This is a genomic window from Streptomyces sp. Inha503 (genome assembly GCF_047215865.1).
GTDB lineage: Bacteria > Actinomycetota > Actinomycetes > Streptomycetales > Streptomycetaceae > Streptomyces > Streptomyces lycopersici.
This window is the reverse complement of sequence record NZ_CP178360.1, coordinates 10,523,431-10,541,779: the sequence shown is the minus strand read 5'-3', so window position 1 is coordinate 10,541,779 and position 18,349 is coordinate 10,523,431. Positions and strand designations below refer to the sequence as shown.

General features: G+C 71.0%; 16 protein-coding genes. 9 read left to right on the top strand and 7 right to left on the bottom strand.

What is annotated here, in order from left to right:
• The first annotated feature begins 116 nt into the window (after positions 1–116).
• The 4 genes from ACJX2R_RS44215 (at position 117) to ACJX2R_RS44200 (ending at position 6,281) form a co-directional block, all read left to right on the top strand.
• Positions 117–1,499 (top strand): MFS transporter, encoded by a 1,383-nt coding sequence (locus ACJX2R_RS44215; RefSeq protein WP_413104675.1) that lies wholly within the window; start codon positions 117–119, stop codon positions 1,497–1,499.
• Positions 1,490–2,662: an anhydro-N-acetylmuramic acid kinase gene (locus tag ACJX2R_RS44210; RefSeq protein ID WP_413104674.1), complete on the top strand. Its 1,173-nt coding sequence runs from the start codon at positions 1,490–1,492 to the stop codon at positions 2,660–2,662. Before ACJX2R_RS44215 ends, ACJX2R_RS44210 begins: the two co-directional genes overlap by 10 nt.
• A 164-nt stretch (positions 2,663–2,826) precedes the next feature.
• The gene (locus ACJX2R_RS44205) at positions 2,827–4,809 is read left to right on the top strand and encodes a hypothetical protein (protein WP_413104673.1); all 1,983 of its coding nucleotides are present in this window, start codon (positions 2,827–2,829) and stop codon (positions 4,807–4,809) included.
• 5 nt (positions 4,810–4,814) lie between these two features.
• Entirely contained in the window at positions 4,815–6,281 is a 1,467-nt protein-coding gene (locus ACJX2R_RS44200; RefSeq protein ID WP_413104672.1) for an ABC transporter substrate-binding protein, read from the top strand.
• Between the two features lie 74 nt (positions 6,282–6,355).
• Here the strand turns inward: ACJX2R_RS44200 and dnaK are convergent, their stop codons facing one another.
• The 4 genes from dnaK to ACJX2R_RS44180 form a co-directional block, all read right to left on the bottom strand.
• The gene (dnaK, locus tag ACJX2R_RS44195; RefSeq protein WP_413104671.1) at positions 6,356–8,251 is read right to left on the bottom strand and encodes a molecular chaperone DnaK; all 1,896 of its coding nucleotides are present in this window, start codon (positions 8,249–8,251) and stop codon (positions 6,356–6,358) included.
• A gap of 76 nt (positions 8,252–8,327) precedes the next feature.
• Positions 8,328–9,731 (bottom strand): Si-specific NAD(P)(+) transhydrogenase, encoded by a 1,404-nt coding sequence (sthA, locus tag ACJX2R_RS44190; protein WP_262702331.1) that lies wholly within the window; start codon positions 9,729–9,731, stop codon positions 8,328–8,330.
• 85 nt (positions 9,732–9,816) lie between these two features.
• Entirely contained in the window at positions 9,817–10,545 is a 729-nt protein-coding gene (locus tag ACJX2R_RS44185; RefSeq protein ID WP_413104670.1) for a YoaK family protein, read from the bottom strand.
• A 101-nt stretch (positions 10,546–10,646) separates the two neighbouring features.
• Positions 10,647–11,276: a CGNR zinc finger domain-containing protein gene (locus tag ACJX2R_RS44180; RefSeq protein ID WP_413104669.1), complete on the bottom strand. Its 630-nt coding sequence runs from the start codon at positions 11,274–11,276 to the stop codon at positions 10,647–10,649.
• A 58-nt stretch (positions 11,277–11,334) separates the two neighbouring features.
• Here ACJX2R_RS44180 and ACJX2R_RS44175 point away from each other — a divergent pair, with 58 nt between their 5' ends.
• Positions 11,335–12,303: a ketopantoate reductase family protein gene (locus ACJX2R_RS44175; RefSeq protein WP_413104668.1), complete on the top strand. Its 969-nt coding sequence runs from the start codon at positions 11,335–11,337 to the stop codon at positions 12,301–12,303.
• On the opposite strand, the gene ACJX2R_RS44170 is transcribed toward ACJX2R_RS44175, so the two are convergent.
• Positions 12,275–12,739 (bottom strand): DUF2000 domain-containing protein, encoded by a 465-nt coding sequence (locus tag ACJX2R_RS44170; RefSeq protein ID WP_413104667.1) that lies wholly within the window; start codon positions 12,737–12,739, stop codon positions 12,275–12,277. The genes ACJX2R_RS44175 and ACJX2R_RS44170 overlap by 29 nt on opposite strands.
• A 99-nt stretch (positions 12,740–12,838) precedes the next feature.
• Between ACJX2R_RS44170 and ACJX2R_RS44165 the strand changes: the two genes are divergently transcribed.
• Positions 12,839–13,333: an Lrp/AsnC family transcriptional regulator gene (locus tag ACJX2R_RS44165; protein WP_059144620.1), complete on the top strand. Its 495-nt coding sequence runs from the start codon at positions 12,839–12,841 to the stop codon at positions 13,331–13,333.
• Positions 13,334–13,413: 80 nt separating this feature from the next.
• Here ACJX2R_RS44165 and ACJX2R_RS44160 read toward each other — a convergent pair whose 3' ends face one another.
• The gene (locus ACJX2R_RS44160) at positions 13,414–14,841 is read right to left on the bottom strand and encodes a purine-cytosine permease family protein (RefSeq protein ID WP_413104666.1); all 1,428 of its coding nucleotides are present in this window, start codon (positions 14,839–14,841) and stop codon (positions 13,414–13,416) included.
• Positions 14,842–14,922: 81 nt separating this feature from the next.
• A complete protein-coding gene (locus ACJX2R_RS44155) occupies positions 14,923–15,840 on the bottom strand; it encodes a flavin reductase (RefSeq protein WP_413104665.1) in 918 nt (305 codons plus the stop codon).
• Between the two features lie 220 nt (positions 15,841–16,060).
• On the opposite strand from ACJX2R_RS44155, the gene ACJX2R_RS44150 reads away from it, so the two are divergent.
• From ACJX2R_RS44150 to ACJX2R_RS44140, 3 genes are read left to right on the top strand one after another with little or no spacing between them, the layout of a single operon-like run.
• Positions 16,061–17,200, top strand: coding sequence for an LLM class flavin-dependent oxidoreductase (locus ACJX2R_RS44150; protein ID WP_413104664.1), 1,140 nt, complete (start codon positions 16,061–16,063; stop codon positions 17,198–17,200).
• Positions 17,193–17,801: an amino acid synthesis family protein gene (locus ACJX2R_RS44145; protein WP_044580908.1), complete on the top strand. Its 609-nt coding sequence runs from the start codon at positions 17,193–17,195 to the stop codon at positions 17,799–17,801. The genes ACJX2R_RS44150 and ACJX2R_RS44145 overlap by 8 nt, the downstream gene beginning before the upstream one ends.
• Positions 17,798–18,349 carry an amino acid synthesis family protein gene (locus ACJX2R_RS44140; RefSeq protein ID WP_020866230.1) on the top strand — a complete coding sequence of 184 codons (552 nt, stop codon included), beginning with the start codon at positions 17,798–17,800 and terminating at the stop codon, positions 18,347–18,349. The genes ACJX2R_RS44145 and ACJX2R_RS44140 overlap by 4 nt, the downstream gene beginning before the upstream one ends.

Sequence of the window (18,349 nt, the reverse complement as noted above, 5' to 3'; positions counted from 1 at the left end):
ACGGGATCTGCCCGGACCTCGGGCGCCGCTGGAGCCGGGCTCGCACCGGTAACCGCGCTCCCTGACGGGTACGGACATCACATCCCCTTGGCGGTGACGGCTGAAAGGGCCCGGATGTGACGACGTCCCCAGCGGATCCCAGTGAGCGTGTCGCCGGGCGGGCCCCGCGCCGTGCGCTGGTGGCCGGTTCGGTCGGCAACTTCATCGAGTGGTACGAGTTCGGTGTCTACGGCTTCTTCGCGACGATCATCGCCGCGAACTTCTTCACCCCGCACGGCGGCAATGAGCTCGAGGGCCTGGTCAAGACCTACGCCTCCTTCGGGATCGCGTTCTTCTTCCGCCCCATCGGCGCCGCCGTCTTCGGCCGGGTCGGCGACCGGATCGGCCGCCGGCCCACGCTGATCCTCGTACTGCTGCTGATGACCGGCGCCACGACGCTCATCGGGGCGCTGCCCACGTACGACACGCTGGGCGCGGCCGCGCCCTGGCTGCTCACCCTGTTGCGGATCCTCCAAGGTCTCTCCGCGGGCGGGGAGTTCGGCGGCGCGGTGTCGATCATGACGGAGTTCGCTCCGCCGGGCCGCCGCGGGCTGTACGGGGCGTGGCAGTCGTTCACCGTGGCGCTGGGGCTGCTGGCCGGGGCCGGGGTGGCGGCGGCGCTGGCCACCGTGATGAGCGAGGAGTCGCTGGGCGACTGGGGGTGGCGGCTGCCGTTCCTGCTGACCCTGCCGATCGGGCTGGTGGCCCTGTGGCTGCGGCTGAGGCTGGAGGAGACCCCCTTCTTCCGCGCGGCGGCGGACGGGGACACCGGCCCGGCGTCGGCCGCCGGGCCGGAGCGGGTGGCGGACCCCCGTGAGGTGGCCGGGGCGATCGTCATGGGGGCCGCGCGCATCATGGGCTGGGCGGCGGCCGGTTACACCTTCCTGGTCGTCATGCCCTCGTATCTCCAGGCCACCTTGAACGCCACCTTCCAGCAGGCGCTGGTCGCCACCGTGGTGGCCAACGCGGGCTTCGCGCTCGCCATCCTCCCGGCGGGGCTGCTCAGCGACCGGATCGGGCGGCGGCCGGTGATGCTGACCGGGGCCGCGCTGGTGGCGGTGCTGGCCTTCCCGCTGCTCAACGTCCTACAGGATCCGGGCAGTTCGGCTTGGGTCCAGGGGGCGGCGGTCTTCGTGGCGGGCGTGGTGGTGGGCCTGGTGGCGGGGCCCGGTCCGGCCATGCTCGCCGAGATGTTCCCGACCCGGGTCCGCTATACGGGCCTCGGGCTGGCGTACGCGCTGTCCAACGCGGTGTTCTCCGGATGCGCCGGGCTCATCATCACCGAGGTGATCAAGCACACCGGCGAGGTCGACATCCCGGCCTACTACGTGATGGTGACCTGTGCCATCAGCGTGGTCGCCCTGTTCACCCTGCGCGGGGAGAACCACCGCGGCGCGCTGCCCGACGCGGCGCGCCCCACGACGGGGGCCGAGCGGGAGGAGGAGACACCATGCGGGTGATCGGACTGATGTCGGGCACGTCCCATGACGCGGTGGACGCCGCGGCGGCCGATCTCGTGCTCGACGGCGACACCGTGGTGCTGGCGCCGCTGGGGCTGGTCAGCGAGGCGTATCCGGAGGCGCTGCGGTCGGCGCTGAGCGCCGCGCTGCCCCCGGCGGCCACCACCATGCGGGACGTGTGCGCGCTCGACACCCGGATCGGCCAGGCGTTCGCCGCGCTCGCGGTCCGCGCCGACCGGGAGCTGTGCCAGGGGCGTACGGACCTCATCGGCTCCCATGGCCAGACGGTGTACCACTGGGCCGAGGGCGGTCGGGTGCACGGGACGCTCCAGCTCGGCCAGCCCGCCTGGATCGCCGAGGCCACCGGCTGCCCGGTGGTCTCCGATCTGCGCACCCGCGATGTGGCCGCGGGCGGCCAGGGCGCTCCTCTGGTCAGCCTGGTGGACGTCCTGTGGCTGCGCGGGCGGCCCGGTGTGTGCGCCGCCCTGAACCTGGGCGGGATCGCCAACATCACGGTGGTCTCGGGCGCCGGGGAGCCGCTGGCCTTCGACACCGGCCCGGCGAACGCGCTCATCGACGCCGCGGTCGGCGATCTGACGGGCGGGCGTCTTGACCATGACGCGGACGGCGCCATGGGGGCGCGCGGCTCCGTCCACGAGCCGCTGCTGGAGCGGCTGCTGGCCGAGCCGTACTACGCGCTGCCCGCGCCCAAGACGACGGGCAAGGAGCTGTTCCACGTGTCCTATCTGCGCGCTGCCCTGGCCGCCACGGGCCCGGTGCCGGACGATGACGTGGTCGCCACCGTCACCGAGCTGACGGCCCGGACGGTGGCCGACGCGGTGCGGTCGGTGCATGCCACGGAGGTGATCGCCTCGGGCGGCGGCACCCGCAACCCCACCCTGATGGGAGCGTTGCGCCGGGAACTGGGCCCCATCGCGCTGCGGACCTCCGACGACCTGGGTCTTCCGGCGGCGGCGAAGGAGGCGTACGCCTTCGCCGTCCTCGCCTTCCTGACCGCCCATGGGCTGGCCGGTACGGTGCCGAGCTGCACCGGTGCCCGCCGTGCCAGCGTGCTGGGGTCGGTCACCCCGGGACGTCGCGGCCTCGGTCTGCCCGCGCCGGGGCGGCCCGCGCCCACCCGGCTTGAGGTCTTCCCCCGCTGAGCGGGGGCGGCGCCTCGCGGCCGGTGGAACCTCACGGCGGGAAAGGGATATCGGTGCCGCCCGCACCCGGAGTACGTTGGGGAACGGCCCGCTATCGAAGGGGTGAATGTGGGTAAAGGACCCCTAGTTGCCGACGGGGGGCCTGAACGGGGGGACGGGGGCACGTGGCGGAATCCGGAATGGGTGTGGGCTTAAGAGGCCGCAGCGGGATCATCAGTCTGGTCGGGGAGTGCCTCAGACTGGAGCCCACGGACGAGCGGCCGGTGATCATGCTGTTGGGGCCGCGCGGCAGTGGGGCCAGCGACGCCCATGGCGCGCTGATGGAGAAGTTCGGCCCCGAGACGCCGTTCGCGTATGTCAATGTCGGCGGTGAGCAGGCCCTGCTGCCGCGGTACGCCCTGGCGCTGCTCGCGCGCCAGCTGGAGCGCAAGCTGCCGCGCTACCGCCGCTCGCACTTCCCGCGGCTGACGCTCGGGCTGCTCGCCTCCGACCACCAGCTGCGGATGACGAGCCTGGCGGAGGGGCGGCGCAACATCCGGCGGGAGCTGGACGCGTTCCAGGAGCAGGCGGAGGCGCGCTACGGCGACTATCTCGCCGCCTTCTTCGAGGTGGCCGGAGGCGCCGTGGGCGCTCCCGACGGCGCCTCCACGGCGGCGCTCGCGCTGCTGCGGGACGCGCTGCGGCGCGGCCGGAGGCGGCTGCCGGGCCGCAAGTTCACCAGCAGCGCGGCCTGGTACGGCGGCCATCCGCTGCTGCGGAGCCGGGATCCGTGGGAGGCGCTGGTCGAGCTCAACCTGTGGCGCCACGACGGGGACGAGGACGATCAGGAGCGGCTGGACCGGGTGCTGTTCTCGGCCCTGCTGGAGGACATGCGCGACAATGTGCGCCATTCGTTCATGCCCCGCTCGTATCTGCTGATGCTCGACAACTCCCATACCGAGTACGGCCGTCGCTTTCTCGATCTGCTGATCCGGACCCGCCATGACGACGCCGTGATGGCGGGCGCCGACTGCGATCCGCTCACCGTCGTGGCGAGTTCCAACCGGTGGCTGCCCCGCTGGGGCCCGGCCACCGGCGACCAGTGGCCGTGGCGGCTGCGCGGCCCGGACCGGGCCTCCCTGGCCGACTGGAGCGAGCACCGGCCGGGCCGGGACAGCGATGACACCTGGTGGTATCCGCTGCGGCTGCGCGACCTCAATCTGGACGAGGTGCGGATCCGGATCGAGCTGGAGCTGCGCCACCACCCCGACCTCGCGCCGTTCACCCGGCTCGCGCCCTTCGTCCACCGGCTGACCGCGGGGCTGCCCCGGGCGGTCAGCCTGGTCCTGGAGCTGCTCCGGCACTCGTCCGTGCCGGTCGAGGACGGCGCCGAGCAGGACCGCTGGCTGCGCACCCTGCCGGACCGCACACCGCGCGAGGGCGAGGACACCCGGACGCTGGCGGAGGCCGCCCTGGACCATCTGCTGCGCGATTTCGACCCCGCGCGGCGGGTGGCGCTCGAGGAGTGCGCGGCGGCGCGCGACCTGTCCATCGGCACCCGGCTGCTGGGCTCGGGCGACTCGCTGTTCGGCGAGGTACGCGGCCGCTGGCTGCTGCACAGCCCGGGCACCGTGACCCCGGCCCTGCACCCCTGGCTGCGGCGGCTGTTGCTGTGGCGGCTGGCCGGGCGTCCGGACGACTGGGACGCGGTGCACGAGCTGCTGGCCGAGCACTTCAGGTCCGAGGGCCGCCCGGTCCAGGAGATGTACCACCGGCTGGCGGCGGAGCGGATCGACGAGGTGACCGGGTATCTGGTGGAGCGCTTCCCGGCGGTGCCCGCGGCGCAGTGGATCAGCGAGTTCAACACCATCACGGCCGCCCCCAACCGGCTGGGCCAGGCCGGCGGACCGCTGGAGCTGCTCGCCGACCTCGCCCCGGACGAGCCCCCGGAGGCGGTCACCACGGCCTCGGTGATCCGGGAGCTGATCACGGTGCGCTGGGTGTGGAGCGATCCGCTGGCCGACCCCGGGATGCGGCTGAACGACATGATCGCCGACGGCTTCAACCAGCTCTCACGACTGCGGAGGAACGACATCGTGGCCCTGTTCAACGAGGCGGAGCGGTACCGCCACTGGCGCCATCCGCTGACGTCGACGAGCGAGGGGTGAGACCGGTGCCGAGACTGGAATGGCCGCTGCACATCGTGCGCCGAGTGGTGATCGGCGTGATCGTCCTGGCCGTGCTCGCGGTGGCGATCCCGCTCACCGTGAACTGGATCGAGGACAGGCGGGCCCGGTGCGGTGACGGCGTCGTCAAGATGGGCGACGACCACGAGTGCGTGGGCGTCACCGACGGCTCGTACACCTTCGCCGGCCACCTGGCGCCCGTGGAGAAGAAGATCAAGGCGGAGAACGAACTGGTGGAGAAGCACGGTGACAAGTACGTCAGCGTCGCCTATATGACCTCGTTCACGCTGACCGAAGACGACAGCAACTCCGAGGAATCGGTCCGGCATGAGCTCGAGGGCGCGTATCTGGCGCAGTACCGGCACAACCGCGGCGATCTCTCCTCCTCCCCCAAGATCAAGCTGTTGATCGCCAACATGGGCAGCAGCGCGGCCCATTGGGAGCACACCGTCGATGAGCTGATCGACCGGAAGACCTCCGACGACAAGCTCGTCGCGGTCACCGGGCTCGGCCCCAGCGACACCCAGAACCTCGACGCGCTGAGGCGGCTGTCCGACAACGGTCTCGCCCTGGTCGCCAGCACCATGACGGCCACCAACATAGAGGGCATCAAGGGGCTCGTCCGGGTCTCGCCGACCAATGTGGACGAGGCGTACGCCGCCTCCGCGTATCTCAAGAAGGAGAAGGTCCGCCGGGCGGTGGTGGTCCAGGACGACGCGCGGGAGAACTACTACGCCAAGACCCTCGGTGACGCCTTCACCAAGGTCTTCCAGGACATCGAGGGCCACGAGCTGGTGGCGGACAGGATGACCTATGACTCCTCGGTGCGCGGCGCCTGGGAGAACGAGCTGCGCTATATGCCGGGGCAGCTGTGCGACCAGAAGCCGGAGGCGGTCTTCTTCGCGGGCCGCGGCAAGCACCTCACCCGGTTCCTGGACGCGATCGCCAACCGTCCGTGCCAGAACCGGGAGTTCATGGTGATCACCGGCGACGACACCACCAACCTCACCGCCGATGACCTGGCCCACGCCGCCGAGAGCAAGGTGCGGGTGCTCTACACGGGCCTGGCGCACCCCGATATGTGGAAGGAGGACCCCGACTCCGTCTCCCGCCCGTCGGCCCAGCACTTCCAGCCGGGCGGGCTGCTGGCCAAGTGGTTCCCCGACGACCAGCACCAGGACGGCCAGGCCATCATGGCGCATGACGCGGTGCTCACCGCCGCCCAGGGCATCCAGATGGCGGCGCTGGGCGATGTGACCGGGGAATCGGTGGCGCGGATGTTCCACCAGATGAACAGCCGTCAGCAGGTACCGGGGGCGAGTGGGTTCATCTCGTTCCAGAACAATGGCAACCCGCGCAACAAGGCCATTCCGATCCTGCATCTCAACGCGAAGGGGCGCTCGGAACTCGTGGAGGTGTCGGCGCGCCGGGGCGAGCCGGCCAGGAAGCAGTGACGGTCGGGAAGCCAGTGACGATCGGACCGCTCCGGAAGGCGGTGACGGTCGGGCCGCTCCGGAGGCGGTGACGGTCAGCCGGCGCCGCCCTTGGGCTCGTCCCCGGTCTTCTCATCGTCGACGATCTCCGCGTCCACGACGTCCTCCTCGGACGCGTGGGCCCGGCCCTCTCCGTCGCCGGAGGGGCCACTCGATCCGCCGCCGGGGGACGGGCCGGACTGCTGGGCCTGGGCGTAGATCGCGGTGCCGATCTTCTGCCCGATGGTGGCGGTCCGCTCGGTGGCCTCGCGGATCGCGTTGGTGTCCTCGCCCTCGAGCGTCCTCTTCAGATCCGCGACCGCCACCTCGGCCTCCTGCCGGACGTCCCCGGGCACCTTGTCGGCCTGGTCCCGCAGCAGCCTCTCGGTCTGGTAGACGAGCGACTCGGCCTGGTTGCGGGTCTCGGCGGCCTCGCGGCGCCTGTGGTCCTCCTCCGCGTAACTCTCGGCCTCGCGCATCATGCGGTCGATGTCGTCCTTCGGCAGCGCCGAGCCGCCGGTGACGGTCATCCGCTGCTCCCGGCCGGTGCCGAGATCCTTGGCGGAGACATGCATGATGCCGTTGGCGTCGATGTCGAAGGCCACCTCGATCTGCGGCACCCCGCGCGGCGCGGGCGGCAGCCCGGTCAGCTCGAACATCCCGAGCTTCTTGTTGTACGCGGCCATCTCGCGCTCGCCCTGGAAGACCTGGATCTGCACCGACGGCTGGTTGTCCTCGGCCGTGGTGAAGACCTCCGAGCGCTTGGTCGGGATCGTGGTGTTGCGCTCGATCAGCTTGGTCATGATGCCGCCCTTGGTCTCGATGCCGAGGGACAGCGGGGTGACGTCCAGCAGCAGCACGTCCTTGACCTCGCCCTTGAGGACACCGGCCTGGAGGGAGGCGCCGATCGCCACGACCTCGTCCGGGTTGACGCCCTTGTGCGGCTCCTTGCCGGTCAGCTCCTTGACCAGGCCGGTCACGGCGGGCATCCGGGTGGAGCCGCCGACCAGGATCACATGGTCGATGTCGGAGGTCTTGATCCCGGCGTCCTTGATCGCCTGGTGGAAGGGGGCCTTGCAGCGCTCCAGGAGGTCCTCGGTCAGCTGCTGGAACTGCGAGCGGGTGAGCTTCTCGTCCAGGTGCAGCGGGCCCTGGTCGGAGGCGGTGATGTAGGGCAGGTTGATCGTGGTCTCGCTGGCCGCGGAGAGCTCGATCTTGGCCTTCTCGGATGCCTCGCGCAGCCGCTGGACCGCCATCTTGTCCCGGGCCAGATCCACGCCGTAGCCGTTTTTGAAGCGGGAGACCAGATGGTCCACGATCCGCTGGTCCCAGTCGTCGCCGCCGAGGTGGGTGTCGCCGTTGGTGGCCCTGACCTCCACCACCCCCTCGCCGATCTCCAGCAGCGAGACGTCGAAGGTGCCGCCGCCGAGGTCGAACACCAGGATGGTCTGGTCGTTCTCCTTGTCCAGCCCGTACGCCAGGGCGGCGGCCGTCGGCTCGTTGATGATCCGCAGCACCTTCAGCCCGGCGATCTCGCCCGCCTCCTTGGTGGCGGTGCGCTGGGAGTCGTTGAAGTACGCGGGGACGGTGATCACGGCGTCCGTCACGTCCTCGCCGAGGTACGCCTCTCCGTCGCGCTTGAGCTTCTGGAGCACCCGCGCGGAGATCTCCTGCGCGGTGTAGCGCTTGCCGTCCACGTCGCCGGTGGCCGGGAACCGCCATCGGTCCTCGCCCATGTGGCGCTTGACCGATCGCGCGGTGCGCTCCACGTTCGTCACCGCCTGGCGCTTGGCGACCTCCCCCACCAGCACCTCGCCGTTCTTGGCGAAGGCCACCACCGAGGGGGTGGTCCGGGCGCCCTCGGTGTTGGTGATGACGGTCGGCTCGCCGCCCTCCAGGACCGATACGACCGAGTTCGTCGTACCCAGGTCAATACCGACTGCGCGAGTCATCTCAGCCCTCCTCCCGGTCTGCCTCCCAGTATCCCAAAAGGGATATCCGGGATGGAGTGCGGAAGAGGGCCGGGGGTCAGTCCCGCAGGTGGTCCACCTCGCGCATCTTGTTGGTGGCGTCGAGCGCGGCGACCTTGTAGGACTCGGCGAAGGTCGGATAGTTGAACACCGCGTCCACCAGATAGTCGACGGTGCCGCCGCAGCCCATCACGGCCTGGCCGATGTGGATCAGCTCGGTGGCGCCGGTGCCGAAGCAGTGCACCCCGAGCAGCCGCCGGTCCTCCGGGGAGACCAGCAGCTTCAGCATGCCGTGGCCGTCGCCGACGATCTGGCCCCTGGCCAGCTCGCGATAGCGGGAGACCCCGACCTCGAAGGGCACCTTCTCGTCCGTGAGCTGGTCCTCGGTGCGGCCGATGAAGCTGATCTCGGGGATGCTGTAGATCCCGATCGGCTGGAGGTGGTGGATCGGGTTCACCGGCTCCTCGCAGGCGTGGTACGCCGCGCTCCGCCCCTGCTCCATGGAGGTCGCGGCCAGGGCCGGGAAGCCGATCACATCGCCGACGGCGTAGATGTGCGGCACGGCGGTGCGGTAGTGCTCGTCCACCGCGATCCGGCCCCGCCGGTCGGCGGTGAGCCCCGCCTTGGCGAGGTCCAGCGCGTCGGTGAGCCCCTGGCGTCCCGCGGAGTACATCACCGCGTCGGCGGGGATCTTCTTACCGCTCTCGAGGATGGTCAGGGCGCCCCGCTGATGGCTCTCGACGGCCGCCACGGTCTCGCCGAAGCGGAAGGTGACGGCCAGGTCGCGCAGCCGGTACTTCAGCGCCTCGACGATCTCGACATCACAGAAGTCCAGCATCCCCTCGCGCTGCTCGACCACGGTGACCTTGCTGCCCAGGGCGGCGAACATCGAGGCGTACTCGATGCCGATCACCCCGGCGCCCACGATGACCATGGAGCGTGGCACCCGCTCCATGTTGAGGACGCTGTCGGAGTCCATGATCGTCCGCTCGTCGAACTCCACGCTCGCGGGGCGGGCCGGGCGGGTGCCGGTGGCGATCACGATGTGCCGGGCGGTGAGCAGCTGCTCCTGGCCGGTGGCGTCCGTGACGGCCACGGTGTGGTCGTCCACGAACCGCCCGGTGCCGGAGAACATCGCGACCCGGTTGCGGGACAGCTGGTTGCGGACGACGTCCACCTCACGGCCGACCACATGCTGGGTGCGGGCCGTCAGATCGGCGACGGTGATCTCCTCCTTGAGCCGGTAGCTCTGGCCGTAGAGGTCCCGCTGGGTCAGTCCGGTGAGATAGAGCACCGCCTCGCGCAGGGTCTTGGACGGGACGGTTCCGGTATGCAGGGAGACCCCGCCCACCATCTCCTTACGGTCGACGACGGCTACCCGGCGACCGAGCTTCGCGGCTGCGATGGCAGCCTTCTGGCCGCCAGGCCCGGACCCGATCACAAGCATGTCAAAGTCGGTCACGGGCCGAGTCTGACATCGGATGACGCCCCGCTGGAAGAGTGAATCACCGGTCAACCCGCCCCGGAGCGGGCGGTCTTGGGGCGGACTACTCGGCGTGGGGCCAGAGATGGCCCTGGGCATCCCGGGCCAGGGAGGTCAGGGACGCCAGCAGAACGAGGCCGACCAGCCCGGTCGGCAGGGCGGGCGCGGCCCGCGCGGCGTGGGCCACCAGCAGCCCGCCGGCCGCGGCGCCCACCACCAGGCCCGCCAGCAGCGCGATGCTGAGCCGGCGCAGCGTTCCGCTGCGCACCGCGTCGACCAGCACCCCGGTCAGGGTGCCGGTGAGATACGTGGTGGAGAAGCCGGGCGGCCCGACGGCCCGCACCAGACCACTCTGGCCTCCCATGGCGAGCGCCGCCACCGCCAGCAGCCCGAGCTGCCGGTCACCGGCGGGGTGGCCGCCGGCGGACGCCCACACCGCCCAGAGCCCGCCGAGCGCGAACAGTTCCACCGTGAGCGCGCACCGGGCCCGCAGGGCCGGCCGGGAGCCGCGCACGATCCGGCCGCTGACCAGCGCGCCCACGATGTATCCGCCCATGGCGACCGCGGAGTCCCGGGCGAGCGTCGCGTCCAGGGACGCGGTGGACATGCCGAGCAGGGAGAGATTGGCGGTCATGACGCTGGTGAAGACGCCGCCCAGGGCCAGGAAGCTCATCGCGTCCATCGCCCCGGTCGCCACGGTCAGCGCGACGGCGGCCACCGCTCCCCCGGAAGCGCAGGCCCGGCCGGGGTGTCGTGCTTTCGGTGCGGGGTCGGTGTCGCTCTCTTCGGCCATCGGCAATCCTCCGGTCACCTCGGGTGCCCCGGGCCGCCCACCGGAAACAGCGGCCCTGGGAGCGCCGGGCTTCCGCAACACCCGCCCGGCACACGGGGGCGTCAGGACCCGGCCGGGGCGGCGGACGCCTGCCGCCGCCGGTGTTTCGCGGCCTTGGCGCTGTTGCCGCACAGCCGCATGGAGCACCACCGGCGCCTTCTGCCCGGCGTGGGGTCGAGGTAGATCATGGTGCACAGGGAGGAGTCGCACGCTCGCAGCGCCGCGCGCCGCTCCGGGTCTCCGAGCACCGCTATGAGGTCGCGGACGACGGCCGACTCCAGCTCCCGCCCGGACAGCGGACGATCGGCGCCGTCCACCTCGACCCCGGCACCGGTGGCCCTCAGCAGCGGCTGCGGTGGGGCGGGGCGCGCCCGGTCGTTGAGCAGCGCGACGGACGCGGCGGCCGGGGCCCGGCCGTGGACGGCCGCCGCCACCACGTCGTACGCCGCCTCGCGCAGCGTGCGCAGCTCGGTGAGGAACTCCTCGGTGACGGCCTCGTCGTGGAGCCGCAGCCCGACGCCGTCGCACCACTCCCGCAGCCGGTCGAGGGTGCCGAGGCGCTCGATCGGGGTGCTGCCGCGCCGCCCGAGGGAGGCGACGAGGTTCAGGGCGAGGCTGCCGGCGTCGAAGCGCAGTGCCCGCAGCCGAGCGGTGACCCGCGGCCGCGGGACCTGCTCCGTCGAGGGATCCATGCGAATATAGTAACCGCCTGAAGGGTTACTAAGCCCAACTTGAGGACGAGGGGACATCATGCGGATCGCGATCATCGGCGCGGGTGGCGTCGGCGGATACTTCGGTGCGCGGCTCGCCGCCGCGGGGGATGAGGTCACCTTCGTGGCCCGGGGCCGCCACCTCGCGGCGATCCGGGAGAAGGGGCTGACGGTGCGCAGCCCGCTGGGGGACCTGCGGGTGCCGTCCGAGGCGGTCGTGCCGACGGTTTCCGACCTCGAGGCCCCGGATCTCGTCATGGTGGCGGTGAAGCTGTGGGACACCGGGGACGTCGCCCGGCAGCTGGCACCCCTCGCCGAGAGCGGCGCCGCGGTCGTGTCGTTCCAGAACGGAGTCCAGAAGGACGCGGAGCTGCGGCGCCATCTGCCCGCGGGGTCGGTCCTCGGCGGGGTCGGCTATATCTCGGCGTTCATCGAGGAGCCGGGGGTGGTGGTGCACAACGGCACTTTGCAGCGGCTGGTGTTCGGGGAGTACGACCGCAAGGAGTCCCCGCGCGCCCGCCACTTCCTCGACCGCTGTCTCGCGGCCGGTGTCGACGCGGAGATCAGCGGGGACATCGAGCGCACCATCTGGGAGAAGTTCGTCTTCCTGGTGGGCCTCTCCGGGACGACGTCGGCGGTGCGGCAGCCGATCGGCGTGGTCCGCGGGAATCCCGGGTCACGGGATCTGCTGCGCGATGTGATGCACGAGGTGGTCGCGGTGGGACGGGCCAAGGGGGTGGACCTGGACCCCGGTTTCGCCGACGACCGGCTCGCCTTCTGCGACACGCTGCCCGCCACCATGACGTCCTCGATGCACAACGACCTGCTGCGCGGCAACCGCCTGGAACTGGGCTGGCTCAGCGGGGCCGTGGCCGACCTCGGCGCCGACCTGAGGGTCGCCACCCCGCGCAACCGGGCCATCGCCGACATCCTCGCCCCCTACGCGCTGGGCGATCCGGCCACGCCGGGTGGCACGGAGGTCAGCGCAGCAGGGGGAGCTTCCCGATGAGCCTGCTCACCTTGTTCCGCGGGCCGACGATGCTCACCGCGAGATAGTCGAGATCCTCGGTCTTGGTGCCGGCCAGGCTGTCGAGGTACTCGTCGTAGACCCGTGAGGTCTGGGCCTGCCCTGGCATGTCGACGAGGAACAGATCGTCCTTCTCGGCGGCCCTGGCCCGCAGCTCGCGCAGCGCCGCCGGGCCGGCCGCCAGGATCGAGCAGCCGGCCCACGGCAGCCCCGGGTGGCCGGCGCCGGAGCCGTCCGTGCCGTCCGGCCCCAGCAGCTCCGGCATCGCCCGGCCGACGGCGGCGGCCATGCAGGCGGCCGCGTTCACCGCCCGGCCCGCGGGCAGCTCCTCGTTCACGACGATCACCCACTTGAGCTTCGCCTGCCGGGTGGACTGATCGGTGCGTACGTCCTCGTCGGACAGCTGGGGAACGGACACGAGCGGTACTCCTTGTCGATGGCTAATGTGGTGGACGGTACCCATCCATCCGAGCCGGGGCACGGCTCGCCGAATTTCCTCAGGCAAGGGAGCGCTTTCGTGGAACTTGATGCACTCGACCGCGCTCTTCTGCGGGAGCTTCAGAACGATGCACGGCAGACCAATCGCGAGCTGGCCCTGCGCACCGGGGTCTCGCCGTCGACCTCCCTGGAGCGGGTCCGGGCGCTGCGGGAGCGCGGCATCATCAGCGGCTATCACGCCGCCGTCGACCTGGAGGCGGTCGGCCGCCCCGTGCAGGCGCTGATCTCGGTGCGGATCCGCCCGCCGTCCCGGCCGGTCATCGAGGGGTTCCGGGAATGGGCCGCCCAGCTGCCGGAGACCATCGGGCTGTTCGTCACCTCCGGCGCCCATGACTTCCTCATCCATGTGGCGGTGCCGGACACCAATGGGCTGTACGCGTTCGTCATCGACCGCCTCACCGAGCGCCGTGAGGTGGCGGATGTGCAGAGCACGATGGTGTACGAACACGCCCAGTCGCGCTGTATCGACCCCGCACCCGCCGAGCGCCCCGCGCCCTCGCGCCGGAGGCGATAGCGGGAAGGGGTGAGGGCGCGCCGAAGGGCGGGCGGCGCCGCCGTTCGCGACACCGCCCGCCCAGGCTCATTGACGCTCCGTCAGGATCCCGCCACCGCCGCCGTCTTCTGCTGCTGGGGCTCGGCCGTGCCGGGGGTGTCCCGCGTCCACAGCGGCCGCAGCCGGTAGGTCAGCAGGTAGAGCACCGCCGAGGCGCCCGCCGCGACGAACATGCTCAGATCGCCCGCGTGTGGATACGCCGAGGCGAACGCCCCGGTGTAGAGGTCGGACTGCCAGAACGGCACCGAGGCCAGCACCCCGCCGGTCCAGGCGACGAAGCCCCAGGAGAGCACCCGCCCGCGGTCGTACAGCTCGGCGATCCGGTTGGGGTCGGAGCGGCCGCCCAGGTGGTAGTCGAGCAGCAGCACGGTGGCGAACGGCGCGATGAAGTACGCGGTGAGGTTGAGGAACACCGAGAACTTGTCCTCGGTCCCGGAGTGTCCCCACAGGCTGATCACATACGCCAGCGCGCAGATGAGGGTGACGGCCTGGGTCCTGGTGACCGGCACCTTCAGCGTCTGGACGGAGATCGCGCCGCCGTAGACATTGAGGAAGTTCTGCGCGAGCGCGGAGAGCCCGATGGCGATCAGCGCGGGGATGGCGAACGGCCCGGTCAGCTGGTGCAGGGCGGTGATGGAGTCGGTGCTGGTGGCGTTGGAGCCGAGGAGCACACCGAGGATGCCGAGCCAGCAGATGGTGACGAAGTTACCGAGCCCGGTGTACCAGGCGGTGCGCCTCACCACGCTCGGCGAGTCCGGCAGATAGCGCGAGTAGTCCGAGGCGAACGGCGCCCAGGCGACGAGGAAGGAGAGGAACCAGCCGCCGAAGGTGATCCAGCCGCCGGTGGAGCCGACGTAGTCCGCCGCCTTCGGGTCGGCGTCGAACGTGCCCGCGCCCCGAACCAGGGCCACCACCGTGATCATCACGAACAGCGGGGTGAGGACGTAGGTCAGCACCCGCTGGAGGAAATTGATCATGTTGTAGCCGTAGATGGACACCACCAGCTCGACCAGGGTGAGCGCCAGTCCGCAGACCCAGAAGGGCAGATGGGTCAGCTCGGCGATGGCCTTGCCGCCGAGGATCACGGTCACGGCGGCCCAGCCGACCCCGGCGAACACATTGATGTACGCCACCGGCAGGAAGTTGCCGAAGAAGCCGAGCGGGCCCCGCGCCTGGATCTGCTGGGGCACCCCCAGCCGTACCCCCATCCGGGACATCACGGCCATCAGCAGCGAGCCGAGACCCGCGCCGACCACGATGGCGGCGACGGCGGCGCCGAAGCTGAGGCCGAGCCCGACCGCGCTGAACCCGAGCAGGATGATGGGGAAGTTGAGACCGGCGGCGAACCAGACGAAGAACTGCGAACTGGGCTTGCCGTGCCGCTCGTTGTCGGGGATGTGGTCGACCCCGAAGGGCTCCACCTTGGTGACCGCGCTGCCGTACACCGGCGCCGTGTCATCGTGGGTCATGGGCGTGCTCCTGGGACGGGAGGAGTGGGCGTCAGGGGGTGGCGGGGGTCCGGTGGCGCCGCGGATCGGGGCGGCGGTGTCTCACCACGGCAGCGGCGCGGTCTGGGAGATGTCGAAGAAGCCACCGCCGCTGTAGACCAGCGGGGCCAGCTCCTCATGGCGGGCGGACACCACCCGGCCGGTGAAGACGGTGTGGCTGCCGGCCTCCAGCCGCTCGCCGATCTCCACCTCCAGCTGGGCGCAGGACCGGTCGATCAGCGGGACGCCGAACTCGCCGGGGGTCCAGGACAGCCCGGCGAACTTGTCGTCGGCCTTGGAGGCGAAGGTCTTGGCCACATCGAGCTGACCGGCGGCGAGGATGTTGATCCCCAGATGGCTCGCCCGGTGCAGCGCGGGATGGGTCGTGGAGGTGCGCTGCACGCAGACCAGCACCATCGGTGGGTCCAGTGAGATGCTGGCGAACGCGTTCACCGCGAGCCCCCGGGGCTTACCGTCGTCGTCGCAGGTCACGACGGTGACACCGGTGATGAACTTGCGGTGCACACCACGGACCACATCGGCGTCCACGGCCGCCTGCTGGGTGGTGGTGATGATCCCGAGCGCCTCCAGCAGCTGGCGCGGGTCCCAGGTCACCCACTCCTCGCTGACCACACCGTGGTCGAAGCGGGTGAAGGTGGCGCCGGAGACCTCGACCGGCCTGCCGGTGGCCGGGACTCCGAGGAAGTCGCCGGTGTGGCTGCCGGTGCTGCGCCAGCGGATCGCCAGCGATTCGCCGTCCTCGACGATCTCCTCGATCTCGGTGCGGAGATCGGGAAAGGCCCGGCGGATGGCGCGGATGGACTCCTTGAACTGCTCTCGGTCCTGGGGGGCCGCGGCGGGCCCGCGGCGGCGTACATAGGCGGGGCCGAGCAGCTGGTCGAGCGCGTCGACCTCGCCCCGGTCCCAGACCGCCTGCCAGGTGGAGCGGATGCGGGCGGTGCGGTCAAGAGTGTGCGTCATGACGTCTTCCCTCAGTCAGCTCTTGTATGGCAGAGGACCGTAGAAAGGCCGTCGGCGGCTGTCAACACCTTGGGACAGATGAGCCGAGAAAGTTCCGAGCGCTCACTAAAGCCACAGGTCAAGGTTGTTTTTCCAATGTCGGCCCTTGACGGGCCCGATACGGACTCCTAGCCTCCCTGCCATGGCACAGCGTGAGCCGGAAGAACAGGACGGACGCTGCATGCGCTTTTCGATATTCCACAACCTCGGTGCCCCGGGCCGTCTCGGTGAGTACGCCGAAGTCATGAACGAGGCCCGGGAGTTCGCGGTCACCGCGGACCGGGCGGGCTTCTGGTCCACCTGGTACACCGAGCACCACTTCGGGCACGAGGCGATCGAGATCACCCCGAACCCGGTGCTGATGGGGGCGGACATCGCCGCCCGTACCGAACACATCCGGATCGGCCAGGCGGCCTCGATCGCCACCTTCTGGCATCCGCTGCGGCTCGCCGAGGACATCGCGATGCTCGACCAGCTCTCGGGGGGCCGGGTCGAGGTCGGCCTCGGCCGGGGGCTGTACGGCCGCGAGGCGCTCAACCTCAACGCCCTGGCCGACCCGCGCGACCAGGAGCAGAACCGCGCCCTGTACGACGAGACCGTGGAGGTCCTGCGCAAGGCGTGGAGCGGCGAGTTCTTCTCGCACCGGGGCCGGTTCTACGAGTTCCCCTCCCCCGGGGTGAAGTGGAACCACCCCCTCTCCCCCGCCACCCCGGAGTACACCGATGCGGGTGTCATCACGAAGATGCAGGTCACGCCGTTTCCGCTACAGCGGCCGCACCCTCCGCTGTGGCAGGTGATCGACAGCCCCCGCTCGATCAAGTCGGCCGCGGCCGACGGTGTCCAGGGGCTCTTCTGGCTCCCGCCGGTCTCGGCGCTCAAGGAGCGGTTCGAGCTCTACCGGGACACCGCGAGCCAGGCGTCCGGGCGTGAGTACGCGCTGGGCGAGGGCATCGGCCTGGTGCGCGACGTGTATGTCGCCGACACCATGGAGCAGGCGCGCGCCGAGTTCGAAGAGGCGCTGATGACCACCTACCGGTGGATCATGCACTGGCGGGGGCTGTCCAACCTCATGGAGGCGGGCGAGGAGCTCACCGACGCCCATGAGCTGTCCTTCGACTTCCTGCGCGAGCGCAATCTGCTGGTCGGCACGCCGGAGTATGTCTCGGAGAAGATCGCCGAGCTGCGCGACGAGGTGGGCCTGGAACACCTGCTGCTGTGGACCACCCACCCGGGTCTGCCGCACCGCAACGCCATGCGCAGCCTGGAGCTGTTCGCCGAGAAGGTCATGCCGCGGTTCACCACCGGTGGCGGTCATGGCTGAGGCACGGCTGCGCAAGGTCGTCACCGTCGCCGATGAGCTGCTGCTGGAGCTCGGCCGCCCGGTCGCGGCGCCGGTGCGCCGGGTCGCGGCGGCAGCGGTGATCAGCAACCCCTGGGCCGGCGGCGGCTTCGTCGCCGACCTGGGGCCGGAGGTCGAGCGGATCGCACCGGGGCTGGCCCGGCTGCTCACCGACCGGATCAGCGAGGCGCTGGGCGGGGTCGACCGGATCGAGTCCTTCGGCAAGGCCGCGATCGTCGGTCTGGACGGGGAGATCGAACACGGCGGCGCGCTGATCCACACCCCGTTCTTCGGCAATGTCTTCCGCGAGCTGACCGAGGGCACCTCGATCATCGTCTTCAGCGACGACCGGCTGCCGGCCGGTGAACCGCTGACCGTGCCGCTGTGGCACAAGACCGCGGCCGCGACCCGCTCGCACTACCAGACCTGCCAGATCCGTATCCCCGACGCGCCCCGCCCGGACGAGATCGTCGTGATCGCGGCCGGGGCGTCCGGCCCCCGCCCGAACGCCCGGATCGGGGACCGCGCCACCGACCCCCTCATCCGCCTCGCCGATCTGGACGACCTGGAGACCGTGACGTGAACATCCGCAAGATCATCACCTTCACCGAGGACATCCACAGCGAGGGCGGCCGCCCGGTGGACCCGCCCGCCCGTACGGCCGTGGTGCTCGCCGTCATCGAGAACCCCTGGGCCGGGCAGGGCTTCGTGGCTGATCTGCTGCCGGGGATCGACGAGGTGGCGCCGAAGCTGGGCGAGCTGTTGGCGCCGCGCGTGGTCGAGGCCCTGGGCGCGCCGGTGGAGGCGTACGGGAAGGCCGCGATCGTGGGCCTCGACGGGGAGGTCGAGCATGGCTCCGCGCTGATCCACACCCTCAAGTTCGGCGACCACTTCCGCCGCGCGGCGAACGCCACCACCCTGCTCCCGGCCGTGGAGAAGCGAGCCGCCGCGGGCACGGTCTTCGACATCCCGCTCAAGCACATCACCGACGCCACCATCCGCTCGCACCACCAGAGCATCGAGGTGCGGGTGGCGGACGGGCCGCGCGCCGACGAGATCGTCGTGGGGCTCGCGGCGGCCGCGCAGGGCCGCCCCCAGGCCCGGCTGGCGCCGCTGTCGACGGAGCGGTGA